The 19579-nt window shown below is 38.9% G+C and carries 17 protein-coding genes; 7 read left to right on the top strand and 10 right to left on the bottom strand.

The features are described 5' to 3' along the window. Positions 1–11: 11 nt before the first annotated feature. Positions 12–221, bottom strand: a complete 210-nt coding sequence (locus tag I6F50_RS10200) for a hypothetical protein (protein WP_024590275.1) — start codon at positions 219–221, stop codon at positions 12–14. A 201-nt stretch (positions 222–422) separates the two neighbouring features. On the opposite strand from I6F50_RS10200, the gene I6F50_RS10195 reads away from it, so the two are divergent. The 6 genes from I6F50_RS10195 to yegD all read left to right on the top strand — a co-directional run bounded on the left by I6F50_RS10195 (position 423) and on the right by yegD (position 7424). Further along, positions 423–1283, top strand: coding sequence for a mechanosensitive ion channel family protein (locus I6F50_RS10195; RefSeq protein WP_007581304.1), 861 nt, complete (start codon positions 423–425; stop codon positions 1281–1283). 420 nt (positions 1284–1703) lie between these two features. Beyond that, complete coding sequence (locus tag I6F50_RS10190) at positions 1704–3971, top strand: TonB-dependent receptor (protein WP_197176176.1); 2268 nt, start codon at positions 1704–1706, stop codon at positions 3969–3971. 118 nt (positions 3972–4089) lie between these two features. Further along, positions 4090–4389 (top strand): hypothetical protein, encoded by a 300-nt coding sequence (locus I6F50_RS10185; protein ID WP_007581307.1) that lies wholly within the window; start codon positions 4090–4092, stop codon positions 4387–4389. 75 nt (positions 4390–4464) lie between these two features. Beyond that, positions 4465–5121 carry an HAD family phosphatase gene (locus tag I6F50_RS10180; RefSeq protein WP_165729035.1) on the top strand — a complete coding sequence of 219 codons (657 nt, stop codon included), beginning with the start codon at positions 4465–4467 and terminating at the stop codon, positions 5119–5121. 33 nt (positions 5122–5154) lie between these two features. After that, positions 5155–5997 carry a DNA ligase gene (locus I6F50_RS10175; protein WP_024593562.1) on the top strand — a complete coding sequence of 281 codons (843 nt, stop codon included), beginning with the start codon at positions 5155–5157 and terminating at the stop codon, positions 5995–5997. A 62-nt stretch (positions 5998–6059) separates the two neighbouring features. Next, on the top strand, positions 6060–7424 hold the full coding sequence (gene yegD, locus I6F50_RS10170; protein ID WP_007581315.1) for a molecular chaperone: 1365 nt from the start codon (positions 6060–6062) through the stop codon (positions 7422–7424). Between the two features lie 19 nt (positions 7425–7443). Here the strand turns inward: yegD and I6F50_RS10165 are convergent, their stop codons facing one another. The 3 genes from I6F50_RS10165 to I6F50_RS10155 all read right to left on the bottom strand — a co-directional run bounded on the left by I6F50_RS10165 (position 7444) and on the right by I6F50_RS10155 (position 9816). Further along, entirely contained in the window at positions 7444–7908 is a 465-nt protein-coding gene (locus I6F50_RS10165) for a methylglyoxal synthase (protein WP_197119113.1), read from the bottom strand. A 67-nt stretch (positions 7909–7975) separates the two neighbouring features. After that, a complete protein-coding gene (locus I6F50_RS10160; RefSeq protein WP_165729037.1) occupies positions 7976–8620 on the bottom strand; it encodes a LysE family translocator in 645 nt (214 codons plus the stop codon). Beyond that, on the bottom strand, positions 8617–9816 hold the full coding sequence (locus I6F50_RS10155) for a multidrug effflux MFS transporter (protein WP_165729038.1): 1200 nt from the start codon (positions 9814–9816) through the stop codon (positions 8617–8619). The genes I6F50_RS10160 and I6F50_RS10155 overlap by 4 nt, the downstream gene beginning before the upstream one ends. A gap of 183 nt (positions 9817–9999) precedes the next feature. Between I6F50_RS10155 and I6F50_RS10150 the strand changes: the two genes are divergently transcribed. Then, on the top strand, positions 10000–10473 hold the full coding sequence (locus I6F50_RS10150; RefSeq protein WP_007581322.1) for a hotdog fold domain-containing protein: 474 nt from the start codon (positions 10000–10002) through the stop codon (positions 10471–10473). A 21-nt stretch (positions 10474–10494) separates the two neighbouring features. Here I6F50_RS10150 and I6F50_RS10145 read toward each other — a convergent pair whose 3' ends face one another. The 6 genes from I6F50_RS10145 to I6F50_RS10120 all read right to left on the bottom strand — a co-directional run bounded on the left by I6F50_RS10145 (position 10495) and on the right by I6F50_RS10120 (position 19460). Next, positions 10495–10977, bottom strand: coding sequence for a polymer-forming cytoskeletal protein (locus tag I6F50_RS10145; RefSeq protein ID WP_197176174.1), 483 nt, complete (start codon positions 10975–10977; stop codon positions 10495–10497). After that, a complete protein-coding gene (locus I6F50_RS10140) occupies positions 10967–12130 on the bottom strand; it encodes a M23 family metallopeptidase (RefSeq protein WP_165729039.1) in 1164 nt (387 codons plus the stop codon). Before I6F50_RS10140 ends, I6F50_RS10145 begins: the two co-directional genes overlap by 11 nt. Positions 12131–12273: 143 nt before the next feature. After that, entirely contained in the window at positions 12274–13587 is a 1314-nt protein-coding gene (fahA, locus tag I6F50_RS10135; RefSeq protein ID WP_197176172.1) for a fumarylacetoacetase, read from the bottom strand. A 136-nt stretch (positions 13588–13723) separates the two neighbouring features. After that, positions 13724–14770 (bottom strand): 4-hydroxyphenylpyruvate dioxygenase, encoded by a 1047-nt coding sequence (gene hppD, locus I6F50_RS10130; RefSeq protein WP_197176170.1) that lies wholly within the window; start codon positions 14768–14770, stop codon positions 13724–13726. A gap of 303 nt (positions 14771–15073) precedes the next feature. Then, entirely contained in the window at positions 15074–17821 is a 2748-nt protein-coding gene (locus I6F50_RS10125; RefSeq protein WP_197176169.1) for a metallophosphoesterase, read from the bottom strand. Positions 17822–17966: 145 nt separating this feature from the next. Further along, positions 17967–19460, bottom strand: coding sequence for a peptide MFS transporter (locus tag I6F50_RS10120; RefSeq protein ID WP_165729042.1), 1494 nt, complete (start codon positions 19458–19460; stop codon positions 17967–17969). Between the last annotated feature and the right edge of the window lie 119 nt (positions 19461–19579).

The raw sequence follows: 19579 nt of genomic DNA, 5'->3' as shown, positions 1-19579 counted from the left end.
GTCATAATTGCTTAGTTATATCCAAGTACAAATTTTCTCTCAGAGCCAAAGTTGCTAGGTTGTTGTTGGCCAAACTCTTTGTTGATAGATGCCAGTGTTTGCTCTTGTTCTGCAAGAAGGCACAAAATTTTATTTCGGTAATCCAGGCTGCTTTCAAATAAATGTAAGTCTACCTGCGGCTGCAAAGTAGCGAGTCTTTGATTTAAAGTAAGTTGTGTCATATGTGATCTCCAGTGCTTGTACACTATTTATATAGCACTCGGTGCAATAAAGAGTTAATAAATTGTTCATAAAAAGTATATTGAACTTATTAACTTGGCGTTTTAGTTATATTATGACTGCTAAACTTACCCAACACTGAACCGCTTTCACTTTATAGCGATTTAAATTTAAAGCGCTCCTTTGCTTGTTTTGGAAAATAAATGACCTTAGAACACATAAACCAAATTCTTGCCTTTGTTGTATTTAGTTACAGCGATGTACACATTACCGTAGCAAAAATTATTAAAGTGCCTTTAATACTTTTCGCTATTTGGTTTATTGTGACGCGTATTGGCAAGCTAATAACAAAAACATTATTGGCAAAAAAGTTAAGCCAAGATGCCGTGCATTTATTTACACGTATCTACTTTATTTTAAGTATCGCTATTTTAATTTTTACATCTTTAGAAGTATTAAGCATACCGCTTACTGCGTTTGCTTTTGTTTCAGGTGCAATAGCCATTGGTGTAGGCTTTGGTGCTCAAAATATTATCAATAACTTTATTAGTGGCTGGATATTAATGTGGGAGCGCCCAATACGTATAGGTGACTTTTTAGAAGTAGGTAATGCAAAAGGTGTGGTAGAAACAATTAATACTCGCTCAACGCGTATTCGCCGAAATGACGGCGTACATATGCTTATTCCTAATTCTCAATTGCTCGAAAATACAGTAACAAACTGGACGCTAATAGATGGCAATGCACGCTCATCGGTCAGTGTAGGTGTTGCGTATGGATCAGACGTGATACTGGTTAAAAAGCTTATTCAACAAGTGCTTGATGATCATGAAGCAATATTGGCTAATCCAAAGTCATCGGTGTTATTTGATGACTTTGCAGATAGCTCGCTCGTATTTAACGCTATTTTTTGGGTGTGCGCCGAGTCTGAAACCATGCTTAGAAAAGTACGCAGTGATATTCGTTTTAGTATTTACGCTGTATTTGAAAAGCATGATGTAGTGATTGCTTTTCCGCAGCGTGATATTCATATCGACGGTGAAATTGCATTTAAGCGCTCATAGTTCAAATATAGTAAATATTAAAAGTCGCTCTTGGGCGGCTTTTAATAAAAACACAGGTGTTTCTATTTTAGGTTAACATGTAAAACAATCCCTTCTTCCTACTCCATTTTATTAAATCCAATAAAGGACATATGTCCTTAGTATTAGAATTTTGCATCTAAATAGTGATAAAAACACGTGATTTTGTAGTTAAATGTTGCAAAAAAGTTTCTAATTATGTCTATATTTATGCAGTAAAATTGTCACACAATGGTATAATCTTAATCGTTCGTTCAGCCTTATAACATCGTTTTTGTACTCTCGGTAATAAGGTCCGCGCGCATGACGCAAGTCGCGAAAAATTGAACGAGCCCGCAATGAATACATTGCGCAACACAAAAAACCGTTGAACAAGAGTGCACAAAAAAGGTTAAACCCAACATGAAAGCAATGAAAAGATCTACGTTAGCTACCCTAATCAATGCAACGTTGTTCTCTGCAGTAGCAGGTACTTCATTTTCTTCTTTAGCTGCTGAAGAAAAAACAGCTAAAAAAAGTAATCAACTAGAAGTTATTCAAGTAACAGCTCGTAAACGTGTAGAAAACGCTCAAGAAGTACCAGTAGCAGTATCTGCTCTACAAGGTGATAACCTTGATGCGTATAGCTCAGCTGGTATGGATATTCGTTTTTTAAATGCGAAAATTCCAAGTTTATCTATTGAATCTTCATTTGGTCGTTCATTCCCACGCTTTTACGTTCGTGGTTTAGGTAATACCGATTTCGATTTGAATGCATCACAACCAGTATCACTTGTTGTTGATGAAGTCGTTCAAGAAAATGCAATTTTAAAAGGCTTCCCAGTATTTGATGTTGAACGCGTAGAAGTATTACGTGGACCACAGGGAACTTTATTTGGACGTAACACGCCGGCTGGCCTTGTTAAGTTTGATACTGTTAAACCAAGCCAAGAATTTGATGGTTATGGCTCTGTTTCATACGGTAGCCGTGGCGCTGTAGACACAAGTGGTGCTGTAGGTGGTGCTTTAACTGACCGTTTATCTGCTCGTGTTTCATTATTATGGCAAGATAAAGACGATTACATTGATAACCAAGCTCCAGGCTTTGAAGCTAAAGACGAGCAAGGTGGTTACACTGAAAAAGCGGCACGTGTTCAGTTTTTATATGAAGGCGACGATTTTACTGCTTTATTAAACTATCACACACGTGATTTAGATGGCTCGCCAATTGCCTTTCGCGCAAATGTAATTAAAACAGGTACTAACGAGCTAGTAGATAATTACGAAAGTGATGTTGTTTATCAAGATGCGGCATCTCGCTCTACTCAACAAGTAGAATCTGAAGGTGCAAGCTTAAAGCTTGAGTGGGAACTTAAAAATCACACAATCACTTCAATTTCTGCATGGGAAAGTGCTGAAATATATTCGCGCGCTGACATCGACGGCGGTTACGGTGCTTCTTATATTCCAGATTTCATGGGGCCTGGTTTTATCCCTTTCTCTTCAGAAAGTGCTGATGGCATTCCAGATCACGACCAGTTGACGCAAGAGCTACGCTTATCTAGTAACTTTGATGGCGATTTAAATTATCAAGTAGGTGTTTTTTACTTCGATGAAGAACTAACTATTGAAAACTACAGCTACGATACATTCTCAACACCCGATGCTGGTGCTTTAAATGGCTATGTTCGTCAACAGCAAGATACTACAGCTTGGGCTGTATTTGGTTCTGTAGATTATACTTTTTCAGATGATTTAAAAGTAACAGCGGGACTTCGCTACTCTGACGATGATAAAGATTTTGTCGCTGACCGTACACTTAGCCCAATTGGCGGTGGTGCTTTACTAGTAGAGCGTGATGTTAGTGACGACCATGTTAGCTGGGATTTATCTGCAAATTACAAAGTAAACGATGATGTTAACTGGTACGGCCGTGTAGCAAACAGCTTCCGCGCACCTAGTTTACAAGGTCGTATTTTGTTTGGTGATGATGTAACAACAGCTGAATCAGAAACTGTAACATCGTACGAAACAGGTATTAAATCAGACGTGTTAGATGGCCAAGGTCGTGTTAACGCGACTGTGTTTTATTACACAATGGACGACCAGCAACTTACCGCTGTAGGCGGTGGTGCTAACTTTAACCGTTTAGTTAATGCTGATAAAACGACTGGCTATGGTTTTGAGTTAGATACGCAGTGGGTATTAAGCGATGAGTTTAATGCAACGTTTAACTTAAGCTACAATAAAACAGAAATTAAAGATAACGATTTAGCTGTCGCTGTTTGTGCTCAATGTACTGTAACTGACCCAATTAATGGTTCTGGTCTTGCTGTACTTGATGGTAATAGCTTACCGCATGCTCCTGAGTGGATCTCTAACTTTACGCTTCGCTACACTAAAGAACTTGCCGATGGTAACTTCTTCGCAAGCGGTGATATTTCTTATCGCAGTAAAATCAATATGTTCCTTTACGAATCAGTAGAGTTTGAAGGTAAAGAGCTTATTGAAACAGGTTTGCGTACAGGTTACACATGGTCTGAAGGCGATTACGAATACGAAGTAGCCGCTTTTGTTCGTAACTTATTTGACGAGCAACAAGTTATTGGCGCAGTAGACTTTAATAACAATACGGGTATTGTTAATGAAGAACGCTATGTTGGTGCTGAATTTAAAGTTAACTTTTTCTAACCGTTAACCTAAATTGTATTAATTTTGAAAGCCTGCCTTGTGCAGGCTTTTATGTTTGTATAACCCCTTTTAGAGCTGCTAAAGTAGCGCCTAATTGGTTTATTTAAAGAGAAGAGCAATGGCTGGATTTTGGAATTACCGTGTAATTTTTTGTGAAGCAACGAAAGACGAAGCAGCGCAATATCAAATACACGAAGTAGAATATAACCTGAACGGTAAAGTGACTAACTGGTCAGAAACAGGCGCAGCCCCTTTTGGTACAACACTTGATGAGTTGAAAGATGACTCAGATCGTTTAAAAACAGCATTTGAAAAGCCTGTACTTAAAGTTATGCGTAAAACGCGTGGCTATGAGCTTGTTGATGTTGATACGGGTGAAGAAGCAACGGGTGAGCCACCAGCAGGCTTAACGCAATAACAACAATTTAATAAAAGGTGCTTAAGGCGCCTTTTTTATTGTCAAAATTTGGCTTAGGTTAAATAAGGAATGAGGATGACATTAGAAGCAGTATTATTTGATATGGATGGCACATTAGTTGATTCAGAAAGCATGCACTTTGTATGTTGGAATAAACTACTTAAGCCTTATGGTGTTAGTTATTTAGAAAATGATTTTTGTCAGCGCTTTTCAGGACGACCCACTTTAGAAGCTGCAATCGAAATTAAGCAAGAGCATAACTTATCAGTAAGCGCACAGTTTTTAGCGGATGAAAAATACCGTTTATTTGGCGAATATGTAATAACACATTTACCACCACTAATGCCGTTTACAGAGCAAACGTTAAAAGCTGTAAAAGCGAGTGGCTTAAAAATGGCGCTAGTAACGGGCAGTGCTAAAAGTGAAGCTATGCCAATACTTAAAGGTTTAGGATTTTATGAGCTGTTTGACACGGTGGTAACAAAAGACGATGTAACTAATCCTAAACCTGCAGGAGACCCATATTTATTGGCACTTAAGCAGATAAATATACAGGCAGGCAATGCAATTGCTGTCGAGGATACATTTACCGGCGTTACGGCGGCCAACAACGCCTTGTTACCTGTTATAGCCATTGCTAATAGCCACACAAAAGATCACGATTTTAGCCAAGCTACCTATAAAATGAGTAACTTAGATGAGTTTTGGCAATGGGTGCAATCTCAACTATAGTTTAAGCCAACTTTTACTTGCTTGGATGCGCTAATGTTTACTATTAAACACCTGCTTTTAATTGTTGTTGTACTTTTTACGCAATGTATAAGTGCAGCACAACCCTCTGTTTTACTGGCTAAAGTATATAACGAAACTAAACATTACGATGTAAGTAAGTATTTAGTCAGTGAAAAATATGATGGCGTAAGAGCTATATGGACCGGCACGCAGTTTGTTACTCGCAAGGGCAATATTATCAATGCGCCGAGTTGGTTTACAGCGCCATTGCCAAATGTATGGCTTGATGGTGAGCTATGGACCAAGCGTGAGCACTTTTCTGCGCTTAGTGGCATAGTAAGAACTAAAAAACCTAATAATCATGATTGGCAAACTATTACTTATAAAATATTTGATATGCCAGATGAAAATCTGCCTTTTAGCACTCGTTATAAAAACTATAATGAGCTTATTACTAGCCTAAACTCGCCGCATATTAGCGTTGTAGTTCAATATAGCTTTACTAATAATGAGCAGCTCACAGAGTATTTTGAAAACATAACTAAGCAGGGTGGCGAGGGCGTAATGCTTCATTTGGCCAGTGCTAAGCACAGCAATGGTCGAAGCAGTGCATTACTAAAATTAAAACCTTATTTAGATGCAGAAGCGGTTGTGATTGCGCATTTACCAGGTAAAGGAAAATACCAAGGTATGTTAGGGGCATTAAGGGTAAAAACAGCACAAGGGCAGGTGTTTTCTATTGGTACTGGGTTTAGTGATGCAGAGCGCTCCACGGCGCCTGAGATAGGTAGCACTGTAACGTACCGATTTCATGGATTAACAAAAAACGGTTTACCGCGTTTTGCTAGTTTTTTACGAGTAAGAGATAGTTTATAACATTTATAATTTTTACAAAGTGTGCTAAATTGCGCGGCCTTTTTGGTAATGTGTGGTGAAGTATGTTTGTAGGTTTTGATTACGGTAGTTCTAATTGTGCTATGGGTGTAATGAGCGAGGGTAATGTTCAATTAGTACCGCTAGAGCAAGGAAAACATTACTTACCGTCTACACTTTACACTCATCACAGTGCCTTGGTTGTTGACTTTGTTGCTAAGCATTTACATGGCACAGCCCATGAGCATGACTTTTTAACACAGCGCCAAGCATTATTAAATACCTTACCTCGTATTAAGTCAGACCTTGATTTACAGCCTTCAGATGAAACCCTATTTATTGGTCGTGAAGCGATTAGCGAGTACGTGCAGTTCCCTGAAGAAGGCTACTTTGTTAAGTCCCCTAAATCATTTTTTGGCGCAACAGGTTTAAAGCAAGGTCAAATTAACTTTTTTGAAGATATTGCAACCGCGATGATCTTAAAAATTAAGCAACGCGCTGAGCTCTCTCTAGGAAAAACACTTACACAAACAGTGATTGGTCGCCCAGTAAACTTTCAAGCTGTGGGTGGTGAGCAATCAAATCAACAAGCGGTCGGTATTTTAGAACGCGCTGCTAAACGCGCTGGTTTTAAAGACGTAGAGTTTTTATATGAGCCACTTGCTGCGGGTATCGATTACGAGAGTGATTTAACTCAGGATCAAAAAGTACTCGTTATTGATATTGGTGGTGGTACGAGTGACTGCTCGTTTGTACAAATGGGCCCGAGTTTTAGAGGAAATAGCCAGCGCGATGGCGATTTTTTATCTCACAGTGGTAAACGTGTTGGCGGAAACGATTTAGATATTGCTTTGAGCTTTCATGGTTTAATGCCGTTATTGGGTTTAGGCAGTACGTTTAAATCAGGTCTACCTTTGCCTAATCAAGCGTTTTGGCAAGCGTGTAAAATTAACGATGTAAACTTACAAAGCCAGTTTTATAGTGAAAGCCATACCCGAGAGCTAAATGCACAATTACGTGATGTAAGTGCACCTGAGCTTTATAAGCGTTTAATACATTTACAGCAAAACAAGCAAGGTCATCAGTTAGTACAACAAGGTGAAGCGGCTAAAATAGCACTTTCATCAGCTAGTGCGTTTGATTGTGATTTAAGCTTTTTAGATAGTGGGCTGAATAAAAATGTATCGGTAAGCGATTTAGCTGTTGCCGTTGAGAGTAGTATTAGCCAAATAGTTACTTTAGCAAAACAAGCAATCAGCGACGCTGCAACCACGCCAGATATTATTTACTTAACAGGCGGTAGTGCACAATCACCATTGATTAAAGCGGCTTTAAGTGAGCACTTAGGCAATATAAAAATGGTTAACGGGGACCACTTTGGTAGTGTAACTGCTGGCCTGACTAAATGGGCCAGCATGCTTTATAAATAACCTAGATTACAATTGAGGTTTAAAGATCTATTTGTCGGGTTGCGAGGTATTTTTCGTAATCTGGCAATGTACGTTCAAGCTCTACATCCATAAGCGGTGAGCTTAATAACATATCTGCACTCACTTCATTACATGCCACGGGAATATTCCAAACAGCGGCTAAACGCAGCAGTGCTTTAACATCAGGGTCATGAGGCTGTGATGCTAATGGGTCCCAAAAAAATATTAAAACATGTATCTCATGTTCAGCTATTTTAGCGCCAAGTTGTTGATCGCCGCCCATAGGGCCACTTAATAGCTGAACTACATCAAGTCCCGTGGTTTTTTGAATTAAATGCCCGGTAGTACCTGTGCCATATAAAGTGTGCTTACTTAGTATTTCTTTGTGCTTTTCACACCAAAATTTTAATGCTGCTTTTTTACCGTCGTGGGCAACTAAAGCAATATTTTTTTGTGCGGGAAGAGATTGTGTTTTTTGTTCCATGCTGATTCTTTTTTATTAGTTAGCTTAAACTCTGGGTAATAAATCTCTTAACCAAAGTGCAGGTTAGTTAAAATAATAGATTGATAGCAAGGGCTATAAATACAATGCCGGTGATCCTATCAATCCAAAGTTGGCTATTTGGGTTACGTCTAAAAAACTGTGCAATTTTGTCGCCAAAATAAATATACGTGCAGTCAATCGGAAAAGCAAAAATAGGGTAAAGCAAGCCAAAAAAAGCGAGTTGAAAAGTAGCCGATGAAAGCGTTGGATCTACAAATTGCGGAATAAATGCAATAAAAAACAGCGCCACTTTAGGGTTTAGCACTTCAGTCATCATGGCTTGAAACATGACATTACTTTTTTTACTGGTACTTATATGCGGTTTATCGGTTTGCTTGCCTTCAGATATAGGCTCTGGCTGCTTTAGCGTGCCTTTAATCATCATAAACCCCAAATAACATAAGTATGCTGCGCCTGCATATTGCACTGCGGCATAGGCACTTGGGGAAGCTTTTAGGACTGCGCTTAGGCCTACAACAGCAAATAGAGTATGAATAACCCCACCTAATGCAAAACCAAAAGCACTTTGCATACCGGCGCTTCGACCATTAGCAAATGTTTGTGCCATCAAAAATGCATTTGATGGCCCAGGTGCTACAGCCATTAAAAAGCTGGCTAATAAAAACGAGACTAAAAAATCAGGATTGATCATTGAGCGCTTTTAGTTGGGTGTAAAGTATGAGCTTTTTTGCTCATTAAAATAAGCCAAAGCGGAACTAGCAATAATAAGTGAAAAGCAATTAACCACGGTGTACTTAACCCTAAATATTGGGTTAAAACAACGAGTATACTCGCGCCACTCATTTGCATAGCACCAAGTAATGCCGAGGCTGTGCCTGCTTGTTTAGGAAAGCTCGACAGAGCCATACCTGCAGCTGAGCCTAAACTTAGAGCAAAGCCTAATGCTGCAATTAAGATAGGTAACATAAGCGCAAATGCCGTTTCTATACTGCTAAGGGCTAGCATTAAAACGCCTGAAAAAACCAGTACACTCACACCGACACGCAAAGCACGTTGGCTATTTCGTTTAATGTACGTTGGTAAAATAAAACTAGCGACAATACTTATTACGGCATTTAACGTAAACCAAAAAGTAAAGTCGGCTACAGTGCCGCCTAAATGCGTAATAAGCCAGCCTGGAGCTAGCGTCACATAAACTAATATTGCCGACATTGAGACCATGCAAATTAGGCTATTAAACAAAAATACCGGTGTTTTTATAATAGGTGTAAAGCGACGTAAATCTAAAATATGCCCCTGATAATGGCTATCAGCAGGACGAGTTTCTCTAAAAAAGAATAGCGTAACAACAAGCCCTACAATGGCAAACGCGGTTAAAAACATAAAGTTCATACGCCAGCCAAATTGTACGGTAAGCCAAGCTCCTAAAATAGGTGCCATTGCCGGAATAAAGCACACAATCCCGTTAAGGTAAGTGATCATTTGTCCACTTCGTTCGCTCCCATATTTGTCACGTACTATCGCAAATGCGACAACAAATGTGGCACAGGCTCCAAAACCTTGAAGGGCACGTGCAATCATCAATACTTCAAAAGAAGGCGAGTAATAGGCAAGTAATGCTGAGCCTGCATATAAACTTATACCCACTATAGCCACTGGCTTTCGGCCAAACCTATCGGCCAAAGGCCCCGCAATTAATTGGCCTAAACCTACTGTTAGCATAAAAATAGCAACGGTTTGCTGAACTTGTTGTTCTGTAACTGCAAATTGTTCTGCAATAGTAGGAAAAGCGGGTAAGTAAATATCGATTGCCATAGGGCAAAATATAACGAGTAACGCTAGGATAAGTAACAAAGTCATATTAGGTTTAGCGGGCTGTGTTTGCATTGAGTCTCCTTTTGCCGAGTATTTTAGGTGGGCACTCGTAAAAAAGAAAGGGCTTATGACCCCTGCATAGGTTGTCATTTTTATTTTTTGATTGGATTAAGCTAAAAAGGCAGTGTAAATGCACTTTTTAAAACTGGTCTGATGTGTTAATTTGAAAAAAGTAACTGTTGATGGAAAATAATAATGAGTAATAAATCTGCACTTGTACAAACATGGCATAAATTTAAGCGCCTACCTTTTGGGAATTGGCTTTTTACTAAAGCTGTTTGCTTTAAAGCGCCATATTTTGGTTCAATGAAACCTTACGTGCTCGACCTTCGAGAAGGGCATTGTAGTGCGTTGGTTAAAAATCGTCGCAGCGTTCATAATCATATTGGAACTATTCATGCTATTGCGCAGTGTAACTTAGCTGAATTGTGTGCAGGTGTAATGGTTGATGCAACAGTGCCAGTTAAAACGCATCGTTGGATCCCAAAAGGCATGACAGTTAGGTATTTGGCTAAAGTAGATACAGATGTAAGAGCAGTCGCTGAAATTGATTTACCCCATAAGTGGATTGATAAAGAAGACTTAGTAGTACCGGTTAAACTGTATAATACCCGCAATGAGCTTGTTTTCACTGCAGATATTACAATGTATATTACTGAAAAAAGGTAGCTTACGTTAAGCTGATTCTACTTAGTTTTTATCAGCGGCTTGTTTATTTACAAACGATAAGTCGCTGCCATCTTCCTTCAACAATGCTTTAACTTCTTTTGCGGGTTTAAGCTCTTTCGAAATTAGTTCAGGCTCTTCTTTTTCAAAGCGTTGCTTTAAACTGCCTTCAATTACTGCACCTGCATCAATACTCAATGTATCGTGAAACACATCGCCATGAACATGAGCGCCACTTTGTACCTTTACTTCACTAGCATTAATTGACCCAATAACTTTGCCTTTAACAATAACGCTTTTAGCTTCAACAATACCTTCAACAACACCCGTTGAGCCAATAACTAAATGCTCCACTTTTATATCGCCATCAATATGGCCATCAAGCTGTACTTCACCTTGGCTAACTAAAGTGCCTGTAAGGCGTACGTCTTCAGAAATAATAGACGGCGTGTGATTCACTCTTTTTAAATTAGAGCTAACTGTTTTTTGTTTTTTTCTACCAAACACGAGAAAGCGCCTTTGTTATTTTTAGAGGATTGACTTGTTTATCATTAAGTAATACTTCGTAGTGTAAATGAGTACCTGTACTTCTGCCGGTACTGCCCATTAGGCCGATTACATCATGTTTAGTGATTGATTGACCTTTCTTTACTTTAATTTTATTTAAGTGTCCAAATCGAGTTACTAAGCCATTTTTATGTTCAAGCTCAATAAAGTTACCATAACCACCATTACGACCGGCACGAAGCACTACAGCGTCTGCTGGGGCAAATATCTCGGTTTTATGCCAACCTGCTAAATCAATCCCTTTATGAAAAGCATGATTACTATTCATAGGATCTTTTCTAAGGCCAAAATTACTCGAAATATAGTATTTAGCTTTAGCTAAAGGCAGGGTGTTTGGTAGCTCAGTTAAAAAGTTTTCTAAATTATTTAATATTAATAACTTATCAACGATGGCTAAAAAGTGGCTTGGAATTTTTGTTTCGTTAAATGTATCAAGTGGGCCACCTTGTGCGGTTGTTTGGGCGCTTAATATTAGGTGTTGCTCAAGCGCAGACTCAATTCCTGCGCCTTTGACCATAGCTAAAATGGCTTGGTGACGTTCACTAATTTGGTTATCTAAATAGGTAAAGCTTTGCTCATAATGATTATTTAAGTTGGCCACTCTTGTTGCGAATGTAATTGGAGCGATTAACTGCGCTTGTTTACCTTTTTGATTTTCATCGACTAATGGCTCATGAAACTCATTGCCATTTTCATTGATTGGTACGTCAAGTTCTGTATCAAGCTTAATGACATCTTTGCTAATTGAAGCGGGAAGGGATTCTATCATGCTTTGCAGTAGTGCCTGCTTTTGCTCAAGTATCGCAAGTTGTTCTAGCTGCGTTGCTTGAAGAGCTTGCTGTTCACTGACTTTTTGTTGCCAAAGTGTTTGCTCGTTTATTTGACTTTGTTCTATGTCAGAAATTTTATTTGTTTGTGTGTAAACACGAAAGCTAGAAATACTCAGCCAAGTGAAAGTGACTAAAATAAGCAATGCTACAAGAAGTTGAAACCAAGGTGCTAAAACAACGTGCTTAACTTCGCCATTTTGACGAATAAGTAGCTGTCGGGCTGGGAAAAATTTATGATAAAAAGACTTTATAAATACTGACATGGCATATAAACACTGGCTATTAACCGAATTAAGATAGCAATTTGAGTTAAAAAAGCTAGAAAAAAATTGTAACTGTTCAAAAATTAATAAAAAAGGGCTGCTTTTCACAAGCGGCCCTTTTGTATTTAATTTATGGAAATGTATTACTTTGTAGGTAGTACAGTGCTCTCTACTGAGCCAAAACCTATACGTACATAACCTTCTTTTTCACACCAGCCACGCATAATAACGTTATCGCCATCTTCTAAAAAGCTACGTTGTTCGCCATTGCTTAACGTAATTTTTTCTTTACCGCCACGAGATAGTTCAAGTAAAGAACCCGCTTCTTCGTGCGTTGGACCAGACTGAGTGCCCGAACCTAACATGTCACCTGGCATAAAGTTACAGCCATTTACTGTGTGGTGAGTAACCATTTGTGCCACAGTCCAGTAAGAGTGCTTAAAGCTAGATGTTGATACACGCGTTGGGTTATGGCCTTCGCTACGCATTTTTTGCGTTTGAATTTTAACATCCATTTGAATATCAAAAGCACCTTGGTCGCGATTCGCTTTTGATTCTAAATAGTCCATAGGCTGCGGATCGTTTTCATCACGCGTCCAGCTTGTTCTATAAGGCGCTAGCGCTTCGGTTGTAACAATCCAAGGCGATACAGTTGAAGCAAAGTTTTTAGCTAAAAATGGACCAAGCGGTTGGTATTCCCACGCTTGCAAGTCACGTGCTGACCAATCGTTAAATACACAAAAGCCAAATACGTGGTTTTCAGCATTTTCAATCGCGATTGCATCGCCCAGTGCATTGCCTTTACCTAAGTAAATACCCAGCTCTAGTTCGTAATCAAGGCGCTTACAAGGACCGAATGATGGCACTTCTGCATCAGGCGCTTTAGTTTGGCCTTTAGGGCGATGAAATGTTTGACCTGATACGTCAATAGATGAAGAACGACCATGATAACCAATAGGTACCCATTTATAGTTAGGTAGTAATGGGTTATCAGGGCGAAACAAACTACCCACAGCAGTAGCATGATAAATAGAAGTGTAAAAGTCGGTGTAATCGCCGATACGACAAGGCAAAGAAAACTCTATATCAGATTGTGCTACAAGCGTATCGCTAAGCGCTTGTTGGTGCTCAGAGCCTGCTCGTAGTGCTTTTGAAAGCGCTAAACGCAGTGCTGACCAATACTGCCCCCCTAAACCCATAAATGTATTTAGAGTTGCTTCACTTGCTGCATCAGCGGCTGTTTTTGCGTCACCTTTTAAAACGTTTAATTTGCTCAGTTTTGCTAAATCAATTACTTGGTCGCCAATTGCAACACCACCACGAAAGGCCTCATCAGACCCTTTACGACGAAACTCTGCAAACGGTAAGTTTTGAATAGGGAAGTCACAATTATCAACATTAGCTGACTCTACCCAGCTGGTTAAATTAATATCATGGGTTTCGTTAATTAGGCTCATTACATTTCCTTTGGATTTTACTGTATGGCGACAAGGTATAGTTTATTTAATCATACTTGTACTCAGCGCAATACTTTTTAAATATTAAAACGACAAAAAGCAGCGAAGTTCGCTGCTTTTAATTTACTCAAATATTTTATAAAACGCCGCGACGCTCTTGGTCGCGTTCGATTGATTCAAATAATGCTTGGAAGTTACCTTCACCAAAGCCACCATCATCAACGCGTTGGATCATTTCTATAAAGATTGGACCGAATAAGTTTTTAGAGAAAATTTGTAATAAATAACAATTTTCACTTTGGCTATCTACGAGTATCTGATGCTCACGAATTTTTTCTTTATCTTCAGCTACCCAAGGTACTCGGTCAAAAATAGTATCGTAGTACTCTGGGATAATATCGAGCGTTGCAATTGTTGATTTATCAAGCTTATCAAGAGAACTTACTAGGTCATCTGTTAAAAACGCTAAATGTTGAACGCCTGGGCCGTTGTACTCACCAAGGTATTCATCAATTTGGTTGTTATCGTTACCTTTACCTTCGTTTATTGGAATAGAGAAGGTGCCGCATGGCGATTTAAGTGCATACGAAATAAGCGCTGTTTTTTGACCTTTAATGTCAAAGTAACGTACTTCTGTAAAACCAAATACGTCTTTATAAAAGTTAGCCCATTTTTCCATGGTGCCTTTATAAACGTTATTGGTTAAATGATCGATTCGGATAAAGCCTTTATCTTCTACAACATTTTGCGTTTCTAAATCTTCAAAATCGCTTTCGTAAATAGTGCCTTTGTCGCCAAAATTTTCAATAAAGTAAATTAGGCTGTCGCCAATGCCATAAATTGCAGGGTAAGGCATGTTTTTATGTGTTGAATCAGTGGCTGGTTTTGCACCACGCTCTACTGCAGTTTCAAATGCTTTTTGTGCATTCTCAACACGCCAACCCATTGAACAAATAGCAGGACCATGGCTTTTAGCAAATTCTGCAGAAAAACCTTCACGCTCGTTATTCAGTAAAAAGTGAATATCGTTTTGGTTGTAATAAACAATGTCTTTACCTTTGAATTTTTTAAGCTTAGAGAAGCCAAAATCAGTAAATACTTTATCCATATAATCAGCATCAGGTGTTGCGTACTCGGTAAATTCAATACCGACTAAACCTAAATAGTTATTTACTTCACTCATTATTATTACTCCCGCAATTAAGCACTGCGATTATGTGTTGTTGTCATATTGCAGTAGATAATCAACCAGATTTTTGATTTGGGGAAGGGGGAGACACTATTTAGTGTGTAGTGTATGTGTAAATTTTATAGGACGGTTATTATAAAGTTACGTGTTTGTAATACAGTTAAATAAAATGAAGTTATACGCCATAGGATTGAATAGTGGTTTTCATTCTTAATATGTTGTTTTTAAATAACAAAAAGGAGGGTTTACCTGCGTGAAGCCTCCTTTTAGAATGAACAAGCAAAAGCTTAGTTGTATTTAATTATTTACACTTTTAGAGTTGCTACCAAAGAACTTGTTACGTTGCTCAATCCATTGGTTTGTTTTTATCGCTGGCGCAGCTTGATAGTGACGTTCAATCGTTTGATTTAACACTCGCGTCGGTTGCTCAAAGAACAACTTTTGTTGTGCGCCGCCCATACTTTTAATTTCACCGCGAGTCATAGCACGACCAGCATAGAGTAATGCATTTAAGTAACCAGGTCGGGTTTCGTAGTTGTTATCTGTAAATAACAGGATTGTTTTATCAAGTGCCCATCGACGGTTTATCTCGCCTTCTTCTTTAACACCTTCGAGTTCACCATCTACGTATATTTCAAATACCCCATTTGTTGGTGCGGCATAAAATACAAAGGCAATACGATGCCAGTTACCTGGTTCAGTATCGCCAAAGTATCCACTATTGCTGGTTGCTTCACCGTACCCACCGTCTGGGCTTGCAAATATATCTGCGTCATCTGTATCGTAGTTTTCGGTATCGGCTTGGATTATTGCGCGGTAAATGTCGTTTGTTTCCAATGGCCAGTTTATATCCATAACTATTGTGTAGTCAGACACTAACCCGTCATCTTTAAAATCACCATTTGCAGCTGTGTTTAACGTAATTAATAGGCCTTCTGTTGGGGAGTGACGAGTAAAAGCCATTACACCAGAAGGACCATCAGTTAAATCGGCAATATTAAGATCAGTGGTTGTCTCATAGCGTGTATCTTCTGGGCCCCAACCGTCATTTTCTGGGTCAAAGTAGCTTAAAACAGATGGGCCTGAGTCTGGAGTTAGTGGGTTTGTTGGATCGTCAAAGTTCCAAGTTGTTATATTTGCAACATCTTGGCAAGCATTAAGCTGTGTGTCTGTATCAAGGTGAAGACATTGAGTTGTTCTAAAGCGCGCGTATTGATCAAGTAGCCACCATGCTTCGGCAATTGGCTTTAGATCATTAAAAGTAACACTGCTAAAAAATAAATCTGGATTAAGTGCCGGACCTTTAAATAAAGCGACATTATAATTTGTCGTTACTTGAATATCTTCTGGCTTTAACACAAACCAATCGGGTTGGCTGGCAATCATTGTGTTTAAATCAGTGCCTGTAACGGTTACTTGATACAGTGAATTAAAGCCAGGTGTGTTTGAAGGCTGTCTTTCAACATAAAATGCTTTGTGAAAATCTTCTTGTGTAACAGTGCCTGGCGTCCATCTTTTTTGTACAAGTTCAGGGTTAAGCAGCGCTGCGTTAATTGAGCTTGAATGTTTAGTTGCAAGTGCAGTAATACCCGCAACTTCAAAATCACTCGGATAGTTTTCTGAAATGGCAATTTCTGTATCAGCATCGGGTGCATATCGGCCCATTATTTCATCGATGGCTAGCTTGGTTTCTTCGTCAGGTTCTATAGATTTTCGCGTATCTACATGTTGATAATCGTAACGACTTAGTGCTTTATCTGCAGTATTAAATACTAAATTTAAATCGGTGACTCCACGAGCATAAAATTCTGGTTGAATGACTAAAGCATTATTTTCAAGCTCTATAAAGTCTTCACCACCATGAGTATGCCCACCAAGCACTAAATCTATACCGGGCACATTGGTTGCTATCTCAACGTCAGTTCCTTTACCTAAGTGGCTTAGCATTATCATGTAATCAACATCACCGTTGTATTGGCTTACAATACTTTGTGCGATTTGTTGCCACTTCCAACTCATTTTAAATTGTTTTATAAAGTCAGGAATAGGGTCATCTTCAATTGGCTCGTCAAGTTCATCCCATGGTACTGACGTCATCCCAAACACACCCAATGTTATGCAGCCAACCTGTACTTTAGCAAAGTCCACACCGCCAAAGCTCTTATTTTGCTCTCCCTCAAAGCGGGTATTACTTGCAAGTACAATGGCATTATCGTCTTGTGAAAACTCAAGTAGCTTTTCAGGACCCCATGCATAGTCATGATTCCCTAAAACACGTAAATCAAAAGCCATTAGCTTTACGGTTTCATCAGAGGCTAAGCCTTGTGATATTTGCTCTGCAACGGTCCCTTTTTCGTAATCATCGCCACCATCGGTAAATAATGTATGCGAAGATTCGCTTAGCGCTTTTTTATAATAAGCTTTAATGCGGCTAAAATATTGTTCCTGATACCCAAAGCGAGCATGCATGTCGGCAACGTGAACAAATCGTATAGATTGCTCTGTTGCATTTGCATCACATGTAGGGCCAATATCAGAAAATGCGACAGTACGTTGCATTTCTATTGCATAGCTACCTAGTTGGTCTACTTGTGCGCTAACAAAGCCTTGCGATACCGTTGAATTAGTAATACTTGACCAAGAATCGCCGCTCAAACGAGCAATAGTTAATTGGCCTCCTAATACATAGTCGTCAGGTATTTTTATAGTGATTGTCATTGGGCTAGAAAGTTGAAGTGTATTCGGGGTAAGCGTATGTATATCTGAAATGATATTTTTTGCTTGATTATTCTCATCAAGGACTAATTTTTCGTAGGTTATTTCAGTATCGCTAGCCACTATTTCCCCAGGGGCATTGATAGTAAAGTTACCTTCATCTAATGACGTTTGTAAGCCATTAGCATTGGTAATAATTAAGCCACTAGGCTCAGGCTCTACAGGATCATTTGGATTTACTGTAATTTGATCTTCGGCCCCACCACAGGCAGATAAAAAAATAAGGAGAAATGCTATTAGAGTGGCACGTAATAATGTTAATGAATGCATATACTGCTGTCCCTGAGTCTATTCAATAATCAATCAGGACATAATATCAGTTAACGAGAGTGGGGCAAAGTTGAATAAAAAATTCCCCCATAGACGCTATGGAGGAATGTATCGGTTATGTTGTTATATTAAAAATAAACAACAATTAAGAGACTTTCTCTTCTAACCCTTGTTTTTCCCATACTTTAGCTTTAAAGGTCATTAGTACTAAAACAACACCAACACCAATGCTAAATAATGCAATTTGTAAGTATAAGTTAGGGATTTCATCAACATTGTTCGGATCGAAATTACCAGCAAGTAAACCCGCAATAATATTACCAATCGAGTAAGTTAATACAAATACACCCATCATTTGACCAGTGTAACGTTTAGGCGATAACTTACTTACAGCACTTAATGCTACAGGGCTTAAACAAAGCTCACCCACTGTATGTAAAAAGTACGTAGTAACAAGCCAGTAAGGCGCTACTTTTAAGCCTTCAGCTGCGTAATGAGCCGCCATAAACATAACTAAAAAGCCTGATGCCATGATAATTAAACCAATTGCACACTTAACGCTATAGCTAGGTGATACTAAGCTTTTAGATAAGTTAATCCAAAGCGCTGCAAAAAATGGCGATAAAGCAATAATAAACAGTGAGTTTAATGATTGAAACCACGTTGTAGGGATTTCAAAAGTACCAATAAGGCGGTCAGTATAATCGCGAGCAAATAAGTTTAATGACGAACCTGCTTGTTCAAAGCCAGACCAAAAACATGCAGATGCAATACAGACTAAAAATAGTGCCCACATTCTTTGTTTTTCGGCATCTGTTAATTTACCTGTAAAGTAAATAACACCAAAATAAACAAAAAAGATAATAGTAAATACAACAGCTACGTACCCTGCAACCACTGTTGGATTGATTACAATTGCGCCGGTCATTGCAGCCGTAGTAACTGCAGCCGCTGCAATTACAAACGCAGCAATACCAACCCATGCGCGAGAAGTGCCTTTAGGACCTAATGGATTTGCTGGTAAAGCGCTATGCTCTGGTAAGTTATTAAGTGAGCGCTTATATTGCACCAAACCAATAGCCATACCAACAGCTGCTGCACCAAACGCCCAGTGCCAACCTACGTTTTCCATAAAGTAACCACAAACGTAGTAACCAATTAAAGAACCTAAGTTAATACCCATGTAGTAAATAGCGTAACCGCCATCACGACGCTCATCAGCATCACTGTATAGTTGGCCTACCATTGCGCTGATATTTGGTTTTAGCAAACCAGTACCTGTCGCTACAAATATCAAGCCAATGAAGAAAGAATAATCATGTGGAATAGCCAAAATGATATGACCAATCATAATGATTATACCGCCATACCATACTGCTTTTTGACCACCAAACAATCTATCTGCTAGCCAGCCACCTGGTAAACCTAAAAAGTATACCGCACCTGTGTATAAACCATAAATTGCAGCAGCTGAGGCAACAGTAAAGGCTAAACCTTCTTCTTGTAAGCTTGCTGTCATGAATAATACGAGCATAGCTCGCATACCGTAATAACTCATTCGTTCCCACATTTCAGTGAAGAACAATGTTGAAAGTCCTTTAGGGTGGCCAAACCAGCCACTATCTGGAGCTGAACTCATATTTACTTCCTAACTTTAAGTATTGTTATGATGGCCTTATAATTTTTTGCTTTAGCTATTTTAGAATTTGTAATCACTAAAATGCTCGACCATCAGTATATTATTTGTAGCTAAGATAA

Source organism: Pseudoalteromonas sp. NZS127_1 (assembly GCF_015864295.1).
Taxonomy (GTDB): domain Bacteria; phylum Pseudomonadota; class Gammaproteobacteria; order Enterobacterales; family Alteromonadaceae; genus Pseudoalteromonas; species Pseudoalteromonas arctica.
This window is presented reverse-complemented; position numbering and strand designations above follow the sequence as displayed.

Bases quoted from the DNA above. Each gene is read 5' to 3' on its own strand.
- yegD (WP_007581315.1), top strand. From the start codon at position 6,060: ATGTTTGTAGGTTTTGATTACGGTAGTTCTAATTGTGCTATGGGTGTA.
- I6F50_RS10120 (WP_165729042.1), bottom strand. From the start codon at position 19,460: ATGAGTTCAGCTCCAGATAGTGGCTGGTTTGGCCACCCTAAAGGACTT.
- I6F50_RS10175 (WP_024593562.1), top strand. From the start codon at position 5,155: ATGTTTACTATTAAACACCTGCTTTTAATTGTTGTTGTACTTTTTACG.
- I6F50_RS10195 (WP_007581304.1), top strand. From the start codon at position 423: ATGACCTTAGAACACATAAACCAAATTCTTGCCTTTGTTGTATTTAGT.
- I6F50_RS10140 (WP_165729039.1), bottom strand. From the start codon at position 12,130: ATGTCAGTATTTATAAAGTCTTTTTATCATAAATTTTTCCCAGCCCGA.
- I6F50_RS10190 (WP_197176176.1), top strand. From the start codon at position 1,704: ATGAAAGCAATGAAAAGATCTACGTTAGCTACCCTAATCAATGCAACG.
- I6F50_RS10160 (WP_165729037.1), bottom strand. From the start codon at position 8,620: ATGATCAATCCTGATTTTTTAGTCTCGTTTTTATTAGCCAGCTTTTTA.
- I6F50_RS10185 (WP_007581307.1), top strand. From the start codon at position 4,090: ATGGCTGGATTTTGGAATTACCGTGTAATTTTTTGTGAAGCAACGAAA.
- I6F50_RS10180 (WP_165729035.1), top strand. From the start codon at position 4,465: ATGACATTAGAAGCAGTATTATTTGATATGGATGGCACATTAGTTGAT.
- fahA (WP_197176172.1), bottom strand. From the start codon at position 13,587: ATGAGCCTAATTAACGAAACCCATGATATTAATTTAACCAGCTGGGTA.
- I6F50_RS10200 (WP_024590275.1), bottom strand. From the start codon at position 221: ATGACACAACTTACTTTAAATCAAAGACTCGCTACTTTGCAGCCGCAG.
- I6F50_RS10125 (WP_197176169.1), bottom strand. From the start codon at position 17,821: ATGCATTCATTAACATTATTACGTGCCACTCTAATAGCATTTCTCCTT.
- I6F50_RS10150 (WP_007581322.1), top strand. From the start codon at position 10,000: ATGAGTAATAAATCTGCACTTGTACAAACATGGCATAAATTTAAGCGC.
- hppD (WP_197176170.1), bottom strand. From the start codon at position 14,770: ATGAGTGAAGTAAATAACTATTTAGGTTTAGTCGGTATTGAATTTACC.
- I6F50_RS10155 (WP_165729038.1), bottom strand. From the start codon at position 9,816: ATGCAAACACAGCCCGCTAAACCTAATATGACTTTGTTACTTATCCTA.
- I6F50_RS10165 (WP_197119113.1), bottom strand. From the start codon at position 7,908: ATGGAACAAAAAACACAATCTCTTCCCGCACAAAAAAATATTGCTTTA.